Raw genomic sequence first — 18,960 nt, forward strand, 5'->3', positions numbered from 1 at the left:
GCGTTGCGACGCAGCATGCGCGTCGGGCAGGGCGCGCCGGACGCCGCCTTCGCCAAACGCCGGCGTAACGATGGAGCCGCTAGCGTGTCGGGTCCATATGAAGAACGGAGTACCACCATGGGCATCTCGCGCAAGGCCACCGCACACTGGGAAGGCGACCTCAAGTCCGGCCGCGGCAGCATCAGCACCCCGGCCAGCGGGCTGATGCAGGACACCCGCTACGGCTTCAACAGCCGCTTCGGCGACGAGAAGGGCACCAATCCGGAAGAGCTGATCGCCGCGGCGCACGCCGGCTGTTTCACCATGGCGCTGGCCAATGCACTGGCCGAAGCCGGGCATCCGGCCGAGTCGGTGGACTCGCGCGCCGAGGTCGACCTGTCGATGGAAGGAGGGCCGACGCTGAGCGCGATCCGGTTGTTCACCAAGGCCAAGGTGCCGGGCATCGAGGACGCGAAGTTCCGCGCCATCGCCGACGACGCCAAGAAGAACTGCCCGGTGTCCAAGGCGCTGTCGGCGGTGCCGATCACGCTCGAGGCCGAACTCCTGGCCTGAGAGTCGGAGCTGCGCGGAGGGCAGCGGGCGAAAATGGCACGTTGCCCCGCCGCGCGATCGCGGACATAGTCGGCGCGGTCCAACCATGGAGCCACGCCGCATGCGCCGCAACGCCAGCACGATCCTCGCCCCCGCCATCGCAAGCGTGCTGCTTGCCCTGGCCGGAAACGTCCTCGCCGCCGATGGCGAAAAGCTCCTGACCGCGGCGCGGATCCATACCTCGGATGCGGACATGCCGGTGGCCACTGCGATGGTCTGGGGCGCCGATGGCCGCATCCTCGCCGTCGGCGATGCCGGAACGCTGGCCGCGCGGCACCCCGACGCCGAGCGCATCGATGCCGGCGACGCCACGGTCATCCCGGGGCTGATCGACGCCCACGCGCACCTCATCGGCCTGGGCGAGGCATTGATGCAGGCCGATCTTGTCGGCGCGCGCAGCACGGACGAAATCGTGCAGCGGCTGCAGGCCTTCGCGAAGGACCTGCCGCAGGGTGCATGGCTGATGGGCCGTGGCTGGGACCAGAACCTGTGGCCCGACAGCGCATTCCCGACGGCTGCGGTGCTGGACGCCGCCTTCCCGGAGCGCCCGGTGGTGCTCGAACGCATCGACGGGCACGCGACCTGGGCCAACAGCGCGGCGATGCGCGCCGCCGGGCGCGACCTGTCCGGTGACTGGCAGCCCGAAGGCGGCCTGGTACAGCGTGCCGACGGCCGGGCCACCGGGGTGTTCATCGACATGGCCTCCCAGCTGGTCTATGCCGCCGCACCCGCGCCCGACGAGGCATGGCAGGACCGTGCGCTGGAGCGTGCGCTTCGCCACGTCGCCGGATTGGGCCTCACGGGCGTGCACGACATGGGCACCTCCCGCGGCGGGCTCGAGCGCATGAAGCGCTTCGCCGACCGCGGTGCGCTCAGCCTGCGCGTGCGCGCCTACGCCCAGCGCGACAGCGGCCTCGTGGACGAGCTCTGCCGCGACGGTGCCTACAGCCACGCATCCGGCCGCCTGGACATGCGCGGCGTGAAGCTGATGATCGACGGCGCGCTTGGCAGCCGCGGCGCCGCGCTGATCGAGGACTACAGCGACGATCCGGGCAACCGCGGCCTGCTGGTGCAGAGCGAAGAGGACTTCGAGGCCGCGGTGCGCCGCGCCCACGGCTGCGGCCTGCAGGTGGCCACGCATGCCATCGGCGACCGCGGCAACCGCCTGGTGCTTGATGTCTACGGGCGCGTGCTGGGCACAGATTCGGCTGGCGACCACCGCTGGCGCGTCGAACATGCGCAGGTGATGGCGCCGGGTGACATCGCGCGCTTCGCCGGCCTGCACCTGGTCGCGTCGATGCAGCCTACGCACGCCACATCCGACATGGGTTGGGCCGGTGAGCGCCTGGGCGAGGCGCGGCTTGCCGGTGCCTATGCCTGGCGCAGCTTCGAAAAGGCCGGCGTGCCGCTGGCGCTGGGCTCGGATTTCCCGGTCGAGTTCCCCGACCCCCGGCTTGGCCTGTTTGCCGCGGTGACCCGCCAGGACGTGCATGGACATCCACCGGGCGGGTGGCGTCCGGACCAGGCGCTGACCGCGGCCGAGGCTCTGTACGGCTTCACTGCCGGCGCGGCCCGGGCGGCGTTCGACGAGGACGAAACCGGCCGCCTGGCCCCGGGCCTGCGCGCGGATTTCGTGGTGCTGGGCCAGGATCCGCTGGCGATCCCCGGCAGCGAACTCGATTCGCTCACCGTGCGCTCGACCTGGGTCGACGGGCGACCGGTGTACGAGACCGAAGTCGCCGCCATGGCCGCTCCCGCGAAAGCGCCCCACCTGTAGGAGCAGCTACAGCTGCGATTGCCACGATCGCCGCCATAGCGGCTCCCGCAAAGGCGGCTCCCCACGAGCGCGGCCCCCGCAGGCGCGACTCCCGCAAGGGGCGGCGGGGCTACCAGTCGATGCTGCCGCTGACGATGCTGCGCGCGCGGCCGCCGGACCAGACTTCGCCGTCGGCATCGACGCGCAGTTCGATGATGGCGTCATGCCCGACTTCGCGACCCTGGCTGATGCGGTAGAAGCCGTCGTCGCCGGGCAGGGCGTCGCGCTCGGCAAGCCACGCGGCAAGCGTCGCGTTCGCCGCGCCGGACGCCGCGTCCTCGAACGGTGCCGGCGAGCCCACCCAGGCGCGGACGGCGAGGTAGTAGACCGGGTCCTCGCTGCGCGCGAACGCGCACAGGCCCATGGTTCCGGTGGCTTCGGCCAGGGCCGTGATCGCGGCCCAATCGGGCGTCGCCGAACGCAGTTCGGCTTCGTCGCGCAGCTCGGCCAGCCACCAGCGGCGGCCGCCGTCCATCAGCACCGGGGGCAGCGCTCCTGTGACGAGGCCGCCAAGGGCATCGCGCAGGCGCGGATCGTCGGCGCCGGCGACTTCGACCACGCTCGCGCGCGGCGTGCGCACCGCGACCGTGCGCGACGCACCTTCGCCATCCACGCGCAGCGGCAGTTCGCCGACCGCGCAGGACTGGACCAGGATGCCGTCGCGCGGCTTGACCAGGCCACGGTCCAGCAGCACGTGCGCGGTGCCGACGCTGGGATGGCCGGCAAAGGGAACCTCGCGGCGCGGGCTGAAGATGCGCACGGCGTAGTCCGCCGATGCGGTGGGCGAGGGAAAGACGAAGGTGGTTTCCGGCAGCCGCGTCCAGCGTGCGATCGCCTGCATGGTGGCGTCGTTGATGTCGCCGGCGTCGGGAATGACGGCCAGCGGGTTGCCGGCGCCGGCGCGGTCGGAGAACACGTCCAGCTGGACGTAGGGACGTGCGGTCATCGAGGGCTCCAGCGCGGCGCGCCAGTGTAGCCGCGGCGCCCGCGCCGCGATGGTCCGCGGCCATCGCCAGGGGCTCGCCAGGCGTCCGCTGGACGCCGGCCGGGCAGCGCCGGGACCATGCACGCGGCTAGAATCGCAGGCTGTGCCCACGCCTCCCGCCATGACCACCATTCCCGAATCCGCCCGCTGGATCGTGCTCAAGTTCGGCGGAACTTCGGTGTCGCAGCGCGAGCGCTGGGACACCATCGGACGCCTTGCCGCGTCGCGCGCCGCAGGCGGGCGCCGCGTGCTGGTGGTGGTTTCGGCGCTGTCGGGCGTCACCAACGAGCTCACGGCGATCGCGGACGGCGCGGCCGACGCCCGTGTTCGGCTGGAAGACCTGGTGGAGCGGCACCGTGCCTTCGCGGTGGCGCTGGGGCTTGCCCCGGATGCGGCGGTCGGGGCGCGGCTGGATGCCCTGCGCACCCTGGTGGCCGAGCCCCGCGCCGCCAGTCGCCCGCTGGCATGGCAGGCTGAACTGCTGGCCCAGGGCGAACTGCTGTCATCCACGCTGGGCGCGGCCTACCTGCGTGCCCAGGGCCTGGACTTCGGCTGGTGCGATGCGCGCGACTGGCTGCAGGCGGAGTCGCTGCCCAACCAGAACGACTGGGCGCGCCGGCTGTCGGTGTCATGCCGCCGCGAGGTCGGGGGCACCTGGCGCCCGCGCTTCGACGCGCAGCCCACCGCCATGGTGCTCACCCAGGGCTTCATCGCCCGCCACGAGGACGGCGGCACCGCCACCCTGGGCCGCGGCGGCTCCGACACCTCGGCGGGCTGTTTCGGCGCGCTGCTCGGCGCCGAGCGCGTCGAGATCTGGACCGACGTGCCGGGGATGTTCAGCGCCAACCCGCGCGAGGTGCCCGACGCGCGCCTGCTGGCGCGGCTGGACTACGCCGAGGCCCAGGAAATCTGCACCACCGGCGCCAAGGTGCTGCATCCGCGCGCCATCAAGCCTTGCCGCGACGCCGGCGTGCCGATGGCGATCCTGGACACCGCGCGCCCGGAACTGCCGGGCACGCGCATCGACGGCGGCGCCGACACCGTGCCCGGCGTCAAGGCCATCAGCCGCCGCGACGGCGTGGTCCTGGTGTCGATGGAAACCATCGGCATGTGGCAGCAGGTGGGCTTCCTGGCCGACATCTTCGAATGCTTCCGCCGCCACGGCCTGTCGGTGGACCTGATCGGCTCGTCGGAAACCAACGTCACCGTGTCGCTCGACCCCAGTGAGAACCTGGTCAGCACCGACGTGCTCGAGCGCCTGTCCGCGGACCTTGCCCGCAGCTGCCGGCTGAAGGTGATCGCGCCCTGCGCGTCGATCACCCTGGTCGGGCGCGGCATGCGCTCGCTGCTGCACAAACTGTCCGATGTCTGGGCCACCTTCGGCCGCGAACGCGTGCACCTGATTTCGCAGTCGTCCAACGATCTCAACCTGACCTTCGTCATCGACGAAGCCGACGCAGAGGGACTCATGCAGGAACTCCACGAAGAACTCATCGCCAGCGGTGCGATGCCCGTGCGCGAGGCCGAGGTCTTCGGCCCGCGCTGGCGCGAGATCCAGGGCGGCCTGCGCCGGCGCCCGGCGCCGTGGTGGCATGCGCGCCGCGACGCGCTGCTTGCGCTGGCCGCCGAAGGCACGCCGCGCTACGCCTACGACCTTGCCACGGTGCGCGCCCGTGCCCGCCAGCTGGCGGCGGTGGCCGCGGTCGACCGCCGCTTCTATGCGATCAAGGCCAATCCGCACCCGGCCATCCTGAGGCTGCTCGTGGAGGAAGGCTTCGGCCTGGAATGCGTATCCGCCGGCGAGATCGCGCACGTGTTCTCGGTGCTGCCGGAGCTCGATCCGGCGCGGGTGCTGTTCACGCCGAGCTTCGCGCCCATGGACGAATACGCGCTGGCGTTCGAGCGTGGCGCCACGGTGACCCTCGACAACGTCGAGGCGCTGGAGGGCCGGCCCGACGTGTTCCGCGGGCGCGCGCTCTGGCTGCGCGTCGACCTGGGCCGCGGCGAAGGCCACCACGAGAAAGTACGCACCGGCGGGCCGGCATCGAAGTTCGGGCTGCAGGTCGACCGGATCGCGGACTTCGTCGCCGCGGCGCGCCGCATCGACGTGCGCATCACCGGCCTGCATGCGCACCTGGGCAGCGGCGTCGACACGCCCGACCACTGGCGCGAGGTCTGCGACGCGCTGGGCGGGATCGCCGAGCGCATCGGCAGCATCGACACCATCGACATCGGCGGCGGCCTGCCGATCCCCTACCGCGAGGACGACGAACCCTTCGACCTCGAGGCCTGGGCCGTGGGGCTGGCTGAGGTGAAGGCGGCCTATCCGGGCTATCGCCTGGCGATCGAGCCGGGGCGCTTCCTGGTCGCCGAATCCGGCGTGCTGCTGCTGACCGCCACCCAGGTGGTGGAGAAAGGCGGCGTGCGCCGCGTGGGCGCCGACGCCGGCATGAACGTGCTGATGCGGCCGGCGCTGTACGAGGCCTGGCACGACATCCACAACCTGTCGCGGCCGGAAGGCGAGGACACCCTGGCGTTCGACGTCGTCGGCCCGATCTGCGAATCCGGCGACGTGCTCGGCCACCAGCGACCGCTGCCGCGCAGTACTGCGCCGGGCGACGTGCTGCTGGTCGCCGATGCCGGCGCCTACGGCATGGCCATGGCCAATACCTACAACCTGCGCGCGCTGCCGGGTGAAAGCGTGCTCCATGAAGGCGTGCTCCAGGAAGGCGCGCTCCAGGAAGGCGTGCTCCATGAAGGCGTGCTCCATGAAGGCGTGCGCACGGAGAGCAGCGAATGAACATCGTGTTCGATCGCGCCGCGGCGGCATGTTTCCGCTTCGTCGACTGCAGCTTCGATCCCGGCACCGGCGTCGCGCGGCTGGTGTACGCGTTCGACAGCGGGCCGGAGCTGGTGGAGACGGTGGTCGTGCCCGGCGCGCCCTTCAGGCTCGAAGGCGCGCGCATGGAAGCCGTCACGCAGGCGCTTCGCCTGCTGCACCTGGTCGCCGGCGTCAGCTACTACAAGGCGGCGGTGCCGGAGGACATCCGCATCGATGGATATGGCATCGATCACGACACCGCGATGCTGCTGGAAGATATTTACCTGCAGGGCCTCGGCGAGTTCGCGTATCGCAATGGGCTCGACCTCCATGGCCGGATCCGCTTCCCGCGGCGGGCGGACGATGTGCGAAGCGCCGATGGCGCAGCGGCTGCGCCGGCGCTGGAGCTCCGCCGCCACGCGCTGGTCGCCATCGGCGGGGGCAAGGATTCGCTCGTGTCCATCGAAGCGCTGCGTGCCGCGGGCATCGACCAGACGGTGTCCTGGATCGGCGGCTCGCAGCTGATCCGCGCCTGCGCCGAACGCACCGGCCTGCCGACGCTCAACATCCAGCGCCAGCTTGCGGCTGAACTGTTCGAGTACAACCGCCAGGGCGCGTACAACGGCCACATCCCGGTCACGGCCATCAACTCGGCGATCCTGGCCCTGGCCGCGGTGGTGCTGGGCGTCGACCAGGTGGTGTTCTCCAACGAGCGCTCGGCAAGCTACGGCAGCCTGATCGAGGGCACCGGCGAGGTGAACCACCAGTGGTCTAAGGGCTGGGCCTTCGAGCAGGCCTTTGCCGGCTACCTCAAGCGGCACGTCGCGGCCGACCTCGGCTACTACTCGCTGCTGCGGCCGCTGTCGGAGCTGGCGGTGGCGCGCCAGTTCGCGCGCAGCGATCGCTACGATGCCTGGTTCTCGAGCTGCAACCGCAACTTCCACCTGCTCGGCGAGCGCCCCACCAGCCGCTGGTGCGGGGCCTGCCCGAAGTGCCATTTCGTGTTCCTGGCGCTGGCGCCGTTCATGCCCAAGCCGCGGCTGGTCGGCATCCTCGGCCGCAACCTGCTCGACGACCCGGCACAGGTCCCGGGCTATGACGCGTTGATGGAGTTCCACGACCACAAGCCCTTCGAATGCGTGGGCGAGGCACGTGAGTCGCGCGCGGCGATGGCGGCGCTGGCGGCGCGCCCGGAGTGGCGCGAGGACGCGGTGGTGCAGCGCTTCAGCCGCGAAATCCTGCCGCAGATCGACGCCGGTGGACTGGAGATCGCGCCGCTGCTGGTGGCCGATCCGGAGCACGGCATTCCCGACGCGGTCTGGAGCCGGCTGCATGCGTATTTCGCAGCTTGAGGGCCACCGGGTCGCGCTGTGGGGCTGGGGACGCGAGGGGCGCGCCGCCTGGCATGCGCTGCGGGCCAGGCTTCCCACGCAGGCGCTGACCCTGTTTTGCGCCGCTGAAGAGGCCGCGTCGGCAGGCGCGCTTGGCGACGGGCTGCTGACGGTCGAAACCGACGCCAGCGCTGGCCGCCTCTCCGCCTTCGACGTGGTGGTGAAGTCACCGGGCATCAGTCCGTACCGGCCCGAGGCCCTCCTGGCCGCGCATGCGGGGACCGCGTTCATCGGCGGTACCGCGCTGTGGTTCGGCGAGCGGGCGGACGCGGATGGCGTCGCGCGCGGCGTCGCCTGTGTCACCGGCACCAAGGGCAAGAGCACCTCCACCGCGCTGCTGGCCTACCTGCTGCGCGCGGGCGGCGTGCGCACGGCGCTGGCCGGCAATATCGGCCTGCCGCTGCTGGAGCTGCTGGACGGGCGCGCCGAGGCCTGGGCGGTCGAACTGTCCAGCTACCAGACCGGCGACGTGGCCGCGGGCGGCGTGCGCCCGGACGTGGCCGTGGTCACCAACCTCTTCCCCGAACACCTGGACTGGCACGGCAGCGAGGACCGCTACATCGAGGACAAGCTGGCGCTGGTGACGCGGGCAAGGCCGAGGATCGCCGTGCTCAACGCCGCCGATCCGCGGCTGGCGGCGCTGGGTGCCCGGCTGGATCCGGCCACCGAAGTGAGATGGTACGGGCGCGGTGACGGCTGGCACCTGCGCGGCGACGTGCTGCATCGTGGCGGCGAGGCCCTGTACGACACCCGCGCCGTGCCGCTGCCGGGGCGCCATAACCGCGGCAACCTGTGCGCGGCGCTCGCGGCGATCGAGGCGCTGGGGCACGACGCCGTGGCGCTGGCGCCGGCGGCACGCGGCTTCCGTCCGCTCCCGCACCGGCTGCAGGTGCTGGGTACGCGCGATGCTGCCATCTGGGTCAACGATTCGATCAGCACCACGCCACACGCCACCCTGGCCGCACTCGAGGTGTACCGGGACCGACGCGTGGCGCTGCTGGTCGGCGGGCACGACCGCGGCCTGGACTGGTCGGATTTCGCGTCACGCATGCGCACGCAGGCGCCGGCGGTGATCGTCACCACGGGGCAGAACGGTCCACGCATCCACGCGCTGCTGGCGCAGGTGGCGGGCGACGGCGGCTTCGACCTGCGCCAGGCGTCCGACCTGCCCGGCGCGCTCGCCGGTGCCCGGGACGCGCTGGCTGCCAGCCCGCGGCCGGCCGCGGACGACGTCATCCTGCTGTCGCCGGGCGCGCCGAGCTTCGGTCCCTACCGCGACTATGTGGAGCGTGGCCGGGATTTCGCGCGGCTTGGAGGCTTCGATCCGGATGCGATCTCGGCGATCCCAGGGCTGGGCATCGCTTCGTCGAATCCTGGCTGAAAGCGGTGTGGGAGCGGCCATGGCCGCGAGGGCGGAACACCTCGCGGTGGACGTGACCTGGTCGTGACGCGGGACAGATCGATCGCGGCTATAGCCGCTCCCACAGGACTTGCTCCCACGGGATTCGTTGCAACGGGATTCGTTGCAACGGAATTCGCTGACCCGGGACTCGGTAACCCGGGATTTGCTCCAACGGGACGTGCTGGCCAGGGGGTCGGGCTCGGGCGGACCTGCCTGTCGCAGGCCGATGCCCGGGTTCCCGGGCGCCCCGGTCCAGGCGCTAGGCGCCCCGGTCCACGGCGTGGCGGACCAGGCCGCGAAGGGCGGCCACGGCCCGGTTGTCATCAAGCCCGTCGAGCGCGGCTTCGGCCAGGGCGGCGTATTCCCGCGCGCGGCCGATGCTGTATTCCAGGCCGCCGCTGGCGCGGATCGCGCCGATCGCCTCGTCCAGCGCATCCACGTCGCCTTCCTCGACGATGGTTCGCAGGCGCGCGCGAAGGTCGTCACCGGCGTGCGCCATGGCGTGGATCAGCGGCAGCGTCATCTTGCCCTCGGCGAGGTCGTCGCCCAGGTGCTTGCCCAGGGCGGCCTCGTCGGCGCTGTAGTCGAGCACGTCGTCGGCGATCTGGAAGGCGATGCCGAGGTTGAGGCCGAAATCGTGCAGGCGCTGCTGCACCTCGTCGTCCGCGCCGGCCAGCAGCGCGCCCAGGCGGGTCGCGGCGGCGAACAGGATCGCGGTCTTGCGCTCGATCACGCTCAGGTAGGCGGTCTCGTCCACGTCCGGGTTGCGTACGTGCAGCAGCTGCAGCACCTCGCCCTCGGCGATGCGGTTGGTGGTGTCGGCCAGGATCTCCTGCACCCGCATCGAGCCCAGCTCGACCATCAGCTGGAAGCTGCGCGAATACAGGAAGTCGCCGACGAGCACGCTGGCCGCGTTGCCGAACACCGCGTTGGCGGTGCTGCGGCCGCGGCGCAGGTCGGATTCGTCGACCACGTCGTCGTGCAGCAGCGTCGAGGTATGGATGAACTCGACCACCGCCGCCAGCTGGTGCGCGTCGGCTCCCTGGTGGCCCAACGCCCGCGCCGCGAGCAGCAGCAGCATCGGACGCAGCCGCTTGCCGCCGCCGGCGACGATGTGCTCGGCCACCTGGTTGACCAGGACCACGTCCGAAGCCAGGCGGCGGCGGATCAGGGCGTCGACCGCGGCCATGTCGGGCGCGGCGAAGGCCTGGGTTTCCGGCAGGGGCAGGGCGTGGCGTGGCGGGGCGGCCGGGGCGGTCTGATCCATGTCGTGCGCGGTTCTGGGGGCCGTCATTATAGGGTCCGATGCCGGACTACGGGCCGCGCGGGATTCGCCCGACGGTGGGCCGGGCAACGGGCGGATGGCCGCGGGGTGGCGGTTATACTCATCCTTTTCCTCTGCCAATCCCGGCGGAGAGCGCAAGGAACCCAAGACCATGGCCCGCGGAATCAACAAGGTCATCCTCGTCGGCAACCTCGGCAACGATCCCGACGTGAAGTACACCCAGAGCGGCACCACCATCACCACGATCAGCGTGGCCACCACCGACGCCTGGAAGGACAAGCAGTCCGGCCAGCAGCAGGAGCGCACCGAGTGGCACCGGGTGAAGTTCTTCGGGCGCCTGGCGGAAATCGCCGGTGAATACCTGAAGAAGGGGCGCCAGGTCTACATCGAAGGGTCGCTGCGCACCGACAAGTACACCGGCAAGGACGGCGTCGAGCGCTACAGCACAGACATCATCGCCGACGAGATGCAGATGCTCGGCGGCGGTGGCGAGGGTGGCCAGCGCGGCGGTGGCGGCGGCGACTACCAGCGCGGCGGCGGTGGCGAAGGTGGCGGCCAGCGCGGTGGCGGCGGGGATTACCAGCGTGGCGGTGGCAGCGGCGGCGGTGGGGACCAGCAGCGTGGCCGTGAAGCACAGGGCGGCCCGAAGCAGCCGGCGCAGCCCTTCGACGACGGCGGTTTTTCGGACGACGACATCCCGTTCTAAGACACACTTATTTGTATGTGGTGAGAAAGAGTAGAGGAAGCCCCGCTTTGGCGGGGCCGGGTGGCGCAAGCCGCTCCAGGCAGGCCGGTGCAAGGCGTGGGGCGCGGATTTGGTCGGGCAGGGCCTGCCCGCTATCCTAGGCGGATCAAGCCATCGTCCGCGGCCGCAGGAGCAGGCCGGGGTGGCTGGAGTTCCCGGAGGATTTTCCCAGCATGGCCACTTGGCTAGTCACCGGCGGTGCCGGTTTCATCGGCGGCAATTTCGTGCTCGAGGCGGTCGCCGCGGGCGTCCGCGTCGTCAACCTCGACGTGCTCACCTACGCCGGCAACCTGGACACACTGTCCTCGCTTGAAGGCAATCCCGACCACGTCTTCGTGCACGGCGACATCGGCGACGGCGACCTGGTCGCCCGGCTGCTGGCCGAACACCGGCCGGATGCGGTCATCAACTTCGCCGCCGAGAGCCACGTCGATCGTTCGATCGACGGCCCGGCGGCCTTCGTTCAGACCAACGTGGTCGGCACCCTGGCGCTGCTTGAGGCCGTGCGCGACTACTGGAAGGCGCTGGAAGGCGATGCGAAGGACGCGTTCCGCTTCCTGCACGTTTCCACCGATGAGGTCTACGGCACCCTGGGCGAGACCGGCCTGTTCACCGAGACCACGGCCTACGCGCCCAATTCGCCGTACTCGGCGTCGAAGGCGGCCTCGGACCATCTGGTGCGCGCCTTCCACCACACCTACGGGCTGCCGGTGCTGACCACCAACTGCTCGAACAACTACGGTCCCTACCACTTCCCCGAGAAGCTGGTCCCGCTGGTGATCGCCAAGGCCCTGGCCGGCGAGCCGCTGCCGGTGTACGGCGACGGGAAGCAGGTGCGCGACTGGTTGTTCGTGACCGATCACTGCGAGGCGATCCGCACCGTGCTGGCCAAGGGCCGCGTGGGCGAGACCTACAACGTCGGCGGCAACGCCGAGATGCAGAACATCGAGGTGGTGAAGACCATCTGCGCGCTGCTTGACCAGCGCCGCCCGCGCGAGGACGGACAGCCGCGCGAGTCGCAGATCGCCTACGTCGCCGACCGCCCGGGCCACGACCGCCGCTATGCGATCGACGCCTCCAAGCTGCGTGACGAACTGGGCTGGGAGCCGAAATACAGCTTCGAGCGCGGCATCGCCGAAACCGTCGACTGGTACCTGGCCAACCAGCCCTGGGTGCAGCGCGTGCTTGACGGCAGCTACCGCCTGGAACGCATCGGGGCCGAAGCATGACCGCGCGCCGCGGCATCATCCTGGCCGGCGGCTCCGGCACACGGCTGTATCCGATCACCCGCGCCATCAGCAAGCAGCTGCTGCCGGTGTACGACAAGCCGATGATCTATTACCCGCTGAGCGCGCTGATGCTGGCCGGGATCCGCGAGGTGCTGATCATCAACACCCCGCACGAGCAGGCGCTGTTCCAGCAGCTGCTGGGCGACGGCTCGCAGTGGGGCATGGACATCCGCTACGCGGTGCAGCCGAGCCCGGACGGGCTGGCGCAGGCCTATCTGATCGGCCGCGAGTTCGTCGACGGCAAGCCGAGCTGCCTGGTGCTCGGCGACAACATCTTCCATGGCCACGGCTTCACCGAAATCCTCAAGCGCGCCGATGCGCGCCAGGACGGCGCCACGGTGTTCGGCTATTGGGTCAGCGATCCGGAGCGCTACGGCGTGGCCGACTTCGACGCCGACGGCAAGGTGGTGGGGCTGGAGGAAAAGCCGGCGAACCCGCGCTCGAACTACGCCGTCACCGGCCTGTACTTCTACGATGGCCGCGCCAGCGACTTCGCCGCTTCGCTCAAGCCCTCGCCGCGCGGCGAACTCGAAATCACCGACCTCAACCGCTGCTATCTCGAAGAGGGCAGCCTGCACCTGGAGCAGCTGGGTCGTGGCTATGCCTGGCTCGACACCGGCACCCACCAGTCGCTGATCGAAGCTTCGAATTTCATCGAGACGGTCGAGGCCCGCCAGGGCCTGCGCGTGTGCTGTCCGGAAGAGATCGCCTGGTCCAACGGCTGGATCGGCGACGAAGACCTCGAACGCCTGGCCGCGCCGCTGGCCAAGAACGGCTACGGCCAGTACCTGCTGTCGCTGGCCAAGCGCGGAGTCGTGCGATGAAAGTCGTGGAGACCGGCCTGCCGGGCTGCGTGGTGATCGAGCCGCAGGTGTTCGGCGACGATCGCGGCTTCTTCTACGAGTCCTTCAACGCCGACAAGCTGGCGCAGCACGGACTCACGCCGACGTTCGTCCAGGGCAACGTGTCCGCGTCCTCGCGCGGCGTGCTGCGCGGGCTGCACTACCAGTGGCCGAAGCCGCAGGGCAAGTATGTGTCGGTGACCGAAGGCGAGGTCTGGGACGTGGCCGTCGACATCCGCCGCGGCTCGCCGACCTTCGGCAAGTGGACGGCGGTGGTGCTGAGCGCGGAGAACAAGCGCCATTTCTGGATCCCGGAAGGCTTCGCGCACGGCTTCGTGACGCTCAGCGAGCGCGCCGTGTTCACCTACCTCTGCACGGAAACCTACGATCGCGAAGCCGATGCCGGCCTCCGCTGGAACGACGCCACGCTGGCCGTCGACTGGCCGGTGGCCGCGCCTTCGCTGTCGGACAAGGACGCGCGCGCGCCGTTCCTCGCCGACGTGCCCGAGGACCGGCTGCCGGTCTACGCGCCTTGAGGCTGCTGCTGCTCGGTGCCAACGGCCAGGTCGGCCATGCGCTGCGCCGTGCGCTCGCACCCCTGGGCGAGGTGGTCTGCACCACCCGCAGCGGCACGCTGCCCGACGGCGGCGTTTGCGAACGCGCCGATTTCGACCAGCCGGGCACGCTGCCCGGCCTGGTCGAGCGGATCGCCCCGGACGTTGTGGTCAACGCCGCCGCCTACACTGCCGTCGATCGCGCTGAGACCGAGCGCGAATCCGCATTCCGCGCCAACGCCGAGGCGCCCGGCGCCCTGGCCGAAGCCTGTGCCCGCCGTGACGCGCTGCTGGTCCATTATTCGACCGATTACGTGTTCGACGGAAGCGGCAGCCGCCCTTGGCGCGAGGATGACCCGACCGCACCCCTGGGCGTCTATGGCGCCAGCAAGCTCGCCGGAGAGCAGGCGGTGCGCGGCAGTGGTGCGCGCCACATGGTCTTCCGCACTGCCTGGGTCTACGACGCCCACGGGCACAACTTCATGCGCACGATGCTGCGCCTTGCCGGTGAGCGCGACGAGCTGCGCGTGGTCGACGACCAGCATGGAACGCCGACGGCGGCCAGCCTGATCGCGTCCGTGACGGCATCGGTACTGGCTTCGACGCAAGGCCCGTCCGGGCTCTGGCACCTCACGGCTTCGGGCGGTACCAGCTGGCACGGCTTTGCCAGCGCCATCATCGACGGCGCCCATGCCCGCGGCCTGCTCGCCGGGCGCCCGCGAATCGTGCCGGTGCCGACCAGCGAATACCCGACCCCGGCGCGCCGCCCGGCCTGTTCAAGGCTCGACACCGGCGCGCTGCAAGCGCAGTGGGCGATCGAACTGCCCGAATGGAGCCGCGACCTCGAGCGCGTGCTGGACAGCATGGTCGAGGACTGACGCGGGTACCGTCGGGACTGCCGGCGCTCCATAATGGGGCCGCCAGCGAGGGGCTGGTTCTATTTTCCGGGGAAACAGATGAAGCGAGGGAATGCGTTCGCACTGGCTGCGATGCTGGCCATGGCGTCCGTGCCGGCGATGGCGGCGACCGGCATCGACCTGGACGCATACGTCAAGAAAGATGCCTTCGTCGACATCAAGCTCTCGCCCACCGGCGAGTACTACGCGGCAACGGTACCGCTGGAAGACCAGATGGGCCTGGTCATCATCAAGGCCGCGGACAACCAGATCTCGACCGCGCTGCGGCTCGGCAAGAACACGCATTTCGCCGGCTTCAGCTGGGTCACCCCCGAGCGCGTGATGCTCAGCGTGGCGGAAAAAATGGGAACGATGGACGCGCCGCAGCTCACCGGCGAGCTGTATGCGCTCGACGCCGATGGCAGCGACAAGCAGCTGCTGATCGGCCAGCGCGTCGTCGGTTCGGGCTCGGGGACCCGCATCCAGACCCAGCGCGCCGATCGCGTGGCCGCTTTCCTGATCGATCCGCTGCCTGACGACGCGCGCTATTCGCTGGTGTCGACCGAACGCTTCGCCACGGATCCCTACACGCGCGCCGAGCGCCTGGACATCTACACCGGCCGCCGCACGCTGGAGGCCACCGCGCCGATCCGCAATGCAAGCTTCACCACCGACAACACCGGGGCGGTGCGCTTCGCGCATGGCGCCGGCTACGACATCGTCAACAAGCTCTACCATCGTGCCGGGGCAGGTGCCGACTGGGTGCTGGTGAACGACGAGTCAGCCAGCGGGCGCGCGGAGTGGCCGGTCGGGTTCTCCGCCGACAATGCGATCGCCTATCTCAACGTCGAACAGGCGGAAGGCCCCGACCGGATCGTTGCGTATGACGTGGCGACGGGCAAGCGGACCACGGTCCTTGCCGACGAGACCGGCGACCCGGTGGTTCTCCATGCCCCTGGAACGCGGGTGCCGGTGGGCGCTCTGTTCCTCGATGGCCGCCCGCGCACCGCGTTCTTCGATCCGGAGTCCGAACATGCACGCCTGTACCGCAGCCTCGAGGCCGCGTTCGAAGGCCATGCCGTGTACATCACGTCCAGCACGGCCGACGGGCGCAAGGTGCTGGTACAGGTCTGGAGCGACCGCAATCCCGGCGACTTCTATGTCTACGACACGGTGGACAAGAAGGCCGCATACGTCGTTGCGCGCTCGCAATGGTTCGATCCCGCGAAGATGGCCGAGCGCCGCCCGATCAGCTTCGAGGCGCGCGACGGTCTGAAGCTGCAGGGCTTCGTCACGATTCCCGCCGGGTCCGATGGCCGCGGCCTGCCGATGGTGGTGTTGCCGCACGGCGGGCCCTTCGGCATGTTCGACAGCTGGGGCTTCGACAACGAGGCGCAGCTGCTTGCCGACGCCGGCTATGCGGTGCTGCAGGTGAACTTCCGCGGCTCCGGCAGCCAGGGCCGCGCCTTCGAGCACGCGGGCGCGCGCGAATGGGGCGGCGCGATGCAGGACGACATCACCGATGCCACCCGCTGGGCGGTGGCCCAGGGCATCGCCAACGCCAGCCGGATCTGCATCTACGGCAGCAGCTATGGCGGCTACGCGGCGCTGATGGGCGCGGCGAAGGAGCCCACCCTGTACCGCTGTGCGGCCGGCAACGTCGGTGTCTACGACCTGCCGACCATGCACACGCACGGCGACGTGCAGAAGCGCGGTTCGGGCGTGACCTACCTGAACGAGTGGATCGGCGATCGTGACGCGCTCGGCGCCGTGTCGCCCACGCGCATGGCCGATCGGATCAAGGTGCCGGTGTTCCTGGCGGCGGGCGGCAAGGACGAGCGCGCACCCATCGAACACAGCAAGCAGATGGAGCGCGCCCTGGTGAAGGCGGGCGTGCCGGTCGAAACGGCCTACTTCCCGACGGAAGGGCATGGTTACTACGACGACGCCAACCGCTACGAGTACTACAGCCGGCTGCTCGCCTTCCTTGGCAAGCACCTGGGCGGCAGGACCGCGGCCGAACGATAGGCCCGGTGCTGCTGCCGGGGTTGCGTGGCTGCTGTATCGCAGCGGCGGGAAGCGGTCGCCCGACCTTCCGCCTTTGCGCCCGCCGCCGCCGGCCCCTACCATCGGGACTTTCCGTCCGGAGTCCCGATCCATGCCGCGCATCGCCGTATTGACCCTGTGCCTGTTCGCCGCGCTGCCCGCGGTCGCCGATGCCCGCGGCCTCGAGGCGCGTGACCTCGCCGCCATGGAGCGGGTGTCTTCGCCGACGCTGTCGCCGGACGGCAGGCACCTGGTGTTCGCGCAGCGCACGGTCGATCTCGAAGCCAACAGCGCGTCTTCGGCGCTGTATGCGCGCAACCTGGTGACCCGCGACCTCGCGCCGCCCAAGCGGCTCACGCCGCAGGGCTGGAACGTCAATTCGCCTTCGTTCTCGCCCGATGGCGCCACGGTCTACTTCCTCAGTGCGAAGAACGGCTCGCAGCAGCTCTACGCGATCCCGCTGGCCGGCGGCGAGCCGCGCCAGCTGACCGCGTTCGAGGCCGATGTCGGCACCTACCACGTCTCGCCGGACGGCAGCCGCATCGCGTTCAGTGCCGACACCTTCGGCGACTGCGGCGCGGACTTCGCGTGCACGAAGGCGCGACTGGATCAACGCGAAGCCTCCAAGGCCAGCGGCGTGGTCTACGACCAGCTGTTCGTCCGCCATTGGGACACGTGGGCCGATGGCCGCCGCAACCGCCTCTTCGTCGCCACGCTGCCGGGTGCAAAGGACAAGCCGGCCGCCGCCGCCACCGCGGTCAGCGGCGCGCTTGACGGCGACGTGCCGGGCAAGCCGTTCGGCGGCGCCGGTGACTACGCATGGGCGCCGGACGGGGCCAGCATCGTGGCCAGCGTGAACGTGGCCGGCCGCGAAGAGGCCTGGTCGACCAACTACGACCTCTTCCGCCTGGACCCGGCGGGTTCCGCGGCGCCGGTCAACCTGACTGCAGACAACAAGGCCTGGGATGCGGGTCCGGTGTTCAGCGCTGACGGCAAAACCCTGTTCTACCGCGCCATGGCGCGCCCCGGCTTCGAGGCCGACCGCTATGCACTGATGGCGCTGGACCTTGCCAGCGGCGAGCGCCGGGAAATCGCGCCCGACTGGGACCGTTCGCCCAGCAGCATCACGCCGTCGCCAGACGGCCGCGCGCTGTACGTGGCGGCGCAGGACACCGGCGAATACCCGCTGTTCACCGTCGACATCGCGAGCGGCAAGGCCACGCGCCTGGTCGATGGCGGCAGCGTGTCCTCGTTCGAAGTCGCCGGCGACAGCCTGGTCTTCAGCCGCAACGCCATCGACACCGGCGACGTCATCTACGCGGCCTCGCTTGATGGCAAGGTCCAGCGCGCGATCACCCCGACGGCGGCCGAGCGCCTGCCCGGCGTCGACTTCGGCGCCTTCGAACAGTTCAGCTTCAAGGGCGCGGACGACGCCACCGTGCACGGCTACGTGGTCAAGCCCTGGAACTTCGAAGAGGGCCGCGAGTATCCCGTGGCCTTCCTGATCCACGGCGGCCCGCAGGGCAGCTTCGGCAACGGCTGGAGCTACCGCTGGAACCCGCAGACCTATGCCGGCCAGGGCTATGCCGTGGTGATGATCGACTTCCACGGCTCCACCGGCTACGGCCAGGACTTCACCGACGCCATCACCGGCAACTGGGGCGATGCGCCCCTGGTCGACCTGCAGAAGGGCTGGGCGGCGGCGCAGGAGAAGTACGATTACCTCGATGGCGACCGCGCCTGCGCGCTCGGCGCCAGCTACGGCGGCTACATGATCAACTGGCTGGCCGGCAACTGGTTCGACCGCCAGGGCAACGCGCCGTTCAAGTGCCTGGTCAACCACGACGGCGTGTTCGACACCCGCTCGATGGGCTACGTGACCGAGGAGCTGTGGTTCACCGAGTGGGAGAACGGCGGCACGCCGTACGACAACCCTGAGGCCTACGAAAAGTTCAATCCGGTCAACCACGTGTCGAAGTGGAAGGTGCCGATGCTGGTGGTGCAGGGCGAGAAGGACTACCGCGTGCCGGTGGACCAGGGGCTGTCGGCGTTCACTGCGCTGCAGCGCAGGGGGATCGAGTCGAAGCTGCTCTATTTCCCGGACGAGAACCACTGGGTGCTCAAGCCGCAGAACAGCATCCTCTGGCATGACACCGTCAACGCCTGGCTGGAACAGCACATCGGCGAATAGGCGTTGCCGCGCGCGGCCGGCCCGGTTCCGGCTGCGCGTGACCCTGCATACTTTTGATTCGCAGCCATGGCTGCTCCTACACGACCGACAGGAACCTGCCGATGGC

At 70.2% G+C, this 18,960-nt stretch carries 13 protein-coding genes and 1 pseudogene; 12 read left to right on the forward strand and 2 right to left on the reverse strand.

The window, feature by feature from the left end:
• The first annotated feature begins 117 nt into the window (after window positions 1-117).
• Together WCE37_RS00695 and WCE37_RS00700 are read left to right on the forward strand one after the other, a co-directional pair.
• Entirely contained in the window at window positions 118-552 is a 435-nt protein-coding gene (locus tag WCE37_RS00695; RefSeq protein WP_343277686.1) for an OsmC family protein, read from the forward strand.
• A 100-nt stretch (window positions 553-652) separates the two neighbouring features.
• The gene (locus WCE37_RS00700; protein WP_343277687.1) at window positions 653-2,368 is read left to right on the forward strand and encodes an amidohydrolase family protein; all 1,716 of its coding nucleotides are present in this window, start codon (window positions 653-655) and stop codon (window positions 2,366-2,368) included.
• Between the two features lie 109 nt (window positions 2,369-2,477).
• On the opposite strand, the gene WCE37_RS00705 is transcribed toward WCE37_RS00700, so the two are convergent.
• Window positions 2,478-3,353, reverse strand: coding sequence for a PhzF family phenazine biosynthesis protein (locus WCE37_RS00705; protein ID WP_343277688.1), 876 nt, complete (start codon window positions 3,351-3,353; stop codon window positions 2,478-2,480).
• 160 nt (window positions 3,354-3,513) lie between these two features.
• On the opposite strand from WCE37_RS00705, the pseudogene WCE37_RS00710 reads away from it, so the two are divergent.
• From WCE37_RS00710 to murD, 3 genes and pseudogenes are all read left to right on the forward strand, one after another.
• Window positions 3,514-6,099, forward strand: a pseudogene (locus WCE37_RS00710) (bifunctional aspartate kinase/diaminopimelate decarboxylase); the annotation flags it as partial.
• An 89-nt stretch (window positions 6,100-6,188) separates the two neighbouring features.
• The gene (gene murL, locus WCE37_RS00715; RefSeq protein WP_343277689.1) at window positions 6,189-7,565 is read left to right on the forward strand and encodes a UDP-N-acetyl-alpha-D-muramoyl-L-alanyl-L-glutamate epimerase; all 1,377 of its coding nucleotides are present in this window, start codon (window positions 6,189-6,191) and stop codon (window positions 7,563-7,565) included.
• Window positions 7,546-8,985 (forward strand): UDP-N-acetylmuramoyl-L-alanine--D-glutamate ligase, encoded by a 1,440-nt coding sequence (gene murD / locus WCE37_RS00720; protein ID WP_343277690.1) that lies wholly within the window; start codon window positions 7,546-7,548, stop codon window positions 8,983-8,985. Before murL ends, murD begins: the two co-directional genes overlap by 20 nt.
• Before the next feature lie 280 nt (window positions 8,986-9,265).
• On the opposite strand, the gene WCE37_RS00725 is transcribed toward murD, so the two are convergent.
• Window positions 9,266-10,273: a polyprenyl synthetase family protein gene (locus WCE37_RS00725; protein ID WP_343277861.1), complete on the reverse strand. Its 1,008-nt coding sequence runs from the start codon at window positions 10,271-10,273 to the stop codon at window positions 9,266-9,268.
• A gap of 169 nt (window positions 10,274-10,442) precedes the next feature.
• Between WCE37_RS00725 and ssb the strand changes: the two genes are divergently transcribed.
• From ssb to WCE37_RS00760, 7 genes are all read left to right on the forward strand, one after another.
• On the forward strand, window positions 10,443-10,997 hold the full coding sequence (gene ssb / locus WCE37_RS00730; RefSeq protein WP_343277691.1) for a single-stranded DNA-binding protein: 555 nt from the start codon (window positions 10,443-10,445) through the stop codon (window positions 10,995-10,997).
• Between the two features lie 212 nt (window positions 10,998-11,209).
• Window positions 11,210-12,265 carry a dTDP-glucose 4,6-dehydratase gene (rfbB, locus tag WCE37_RS00735; RefSeq protein WP_343253817.1) on the forward strand — a complete coding sequence of 352 codons (1,056 nt, stop codon included), beginning with the start codon at window positions 11,210-11,212 and terminating at the stop codon, window positions 12,263-12,265.
• Window positions 12,262-13,149, forward strand: a complete 888-nt coding sequence (gene rfbA / locus WCE37_RS00740) for a glucose-1-phosphate thymidylyltransferase RfbA (protein ID WP_343277692.1) — start codon at window positions 12,262-12,264, stop codon at window positions 13,147-13,149. Before rfbB ends, rfbA begins: the two co-directional genes overlap by 4 nt.
• Entirely contained in the window at window positions 13,146-13,703 is a 558-nt protein-coding gene (rfbC, locus tag WCE37_RS00745; RefSeq protein WP_343253815.1) for a dTDP-4-dehydrorhamnose 3,5-epimerase, read from the forward strand. The genes rfbA and rfbC overlap by 4 nt, the downstream gene beginning before the upstream one ends.
• Window positions 13,700-14,599, forward strand: coding sequence for a dTDP-4-dehydrorhamnose reductase (gene rfbD / locus WCE37_RS00750; protein WP_343277693.1), 900 nt, complete (start codon window positions 13,700-13,702; stop codon window positions 14,597-14,599). Before rfbC ends, rfbD begins: the two co-directional genes overlap by 4 nt.
• 78 nt (window positions 14,600-14,677) lie before the next feature.
• Window positions 14,678-16,645, forward strand: a complete 1,968-nt coding sequence (locus tag WCE37_RS00755; protein WP_343277694.1) for a S9 family peptidase — start codon at window positions 14,678-14,680, stop codon at window positions 16,643-16,645.
• Window positions 16,646-16,775: 130 nt separating this feature from the next.
• The gene (locus tag WCE37_RS00760; RefSeq protein WP_343277695.1) at window positions 16,776-18,854 is read left to right on the forward strand and encodes a S9 family peptidase; all 2,079 of its coding nucleotides are present in this window, start codon (window positions 16,776-16,778) and stop codon (window positions 18,852-18,854) included.
• Window positions 18,855-18,960 lie beyond the last annotated feature (106 nt).

Origin of the sequence: Luteimonas sp. MJ250, assembly GCF_039548455.1 — a bacterium.
Classification (GTDB): domain Bacteria; phylum Pseudomonadota; class Gammaproteobacteria; order Xanthomonadales; family Xanthomonadaceae; genus Luteimonas.

What these genes read in the sequence shown, in the direction of transcription:
- rfbB (WP_343253817.1), top strand. Translation starts at nt 11,210, where the DNA reads ATGGCCACTTGGCTAGTCACCGGCGGTGCCGGTTTCATCGGCGGCAAT.
- WCE37_RS00755 (WP_343277694.1), top strand. Translation starts at nt 14,678, where the DNA reads ATGAAGCGAGGGAATGCGTTCGCACTGGCTGCGATGCTGGCCATGGCG.
- ssb (WP_343277691.1), top strand. Translation starts at nt 10,443, where the DNA reads ATGGCCCGCGGAATCAACAAGGTCATCCTCGTCGGCAACCTCGGCAAC.
- WCE37_RS00760 (WP_343277695.1), top strand. Translation starts at nt 16,776, where the DNA reads ATGCCGCGCATCGCCGTATTGACCCTGTGCCTGTTCGCCGCGCTGCCC.
- WCE37_RS00705 (WP_343277688.1), bottom strand. Translation starts at nt 3,353, where the DNA reads ATGACCGCACGTCCCTACGTCCAGCTGGACGTGTTCTCCGACCGCGCC.
- WCE37_RS00695 (WP_343277686.1), top strand. Translation starts at nt 118, where the DNA reads ATGGGCATCTCGCGCAAGGCCACCGCACACTGGGAAGGCGACCTCAAG.
- rfbC (WP_343253815.1), top strand. Translation starts at nt 13,146, where the DNA reads ATGAAAGTCGTGGAGACCGGCCTGCCGGGCTGCGTGGTGATCGAGCCG.
- WCE37_RS00700 (WP_343277687.1), top strand. Translation starts at nt 653, where the DNA reads ATGCGCCGCAACGCCAGCACGATCCTCGCCCCCGCCATCGCAAGCGTG.
- rfbA (WP_343277692.1), top strand. Translation starts at nt 12,262, where the DNA reads ATGACCGCGCGCCGCGGCATCATCCTGGCCGGCGGCTCCGGCACACGG.
- murD (WP_343277690.1), top strand. Translation starts at nt 7,546, where the DNA reads ATGCGTATTTCGCAGCTTGAGGGCCACCGGGTCGCGCTGTGGGGCTGG.
- murL (WP_343277689.1), top strand. Translation starts at nt 6,189, where the DNA reads ATGAACATCGTGTTCGATCGCGCCGCGGCGGCATGTTTCCGCTTCGTC.
- WCE37_RS00725 (WP_343277861.1), bottom strand. Translation starts at nt 10,273, where the DNA reads ATGGATCAGACCGCCCCGGCCGCCCCGCCACGCCACGCCCTGCCCCTG.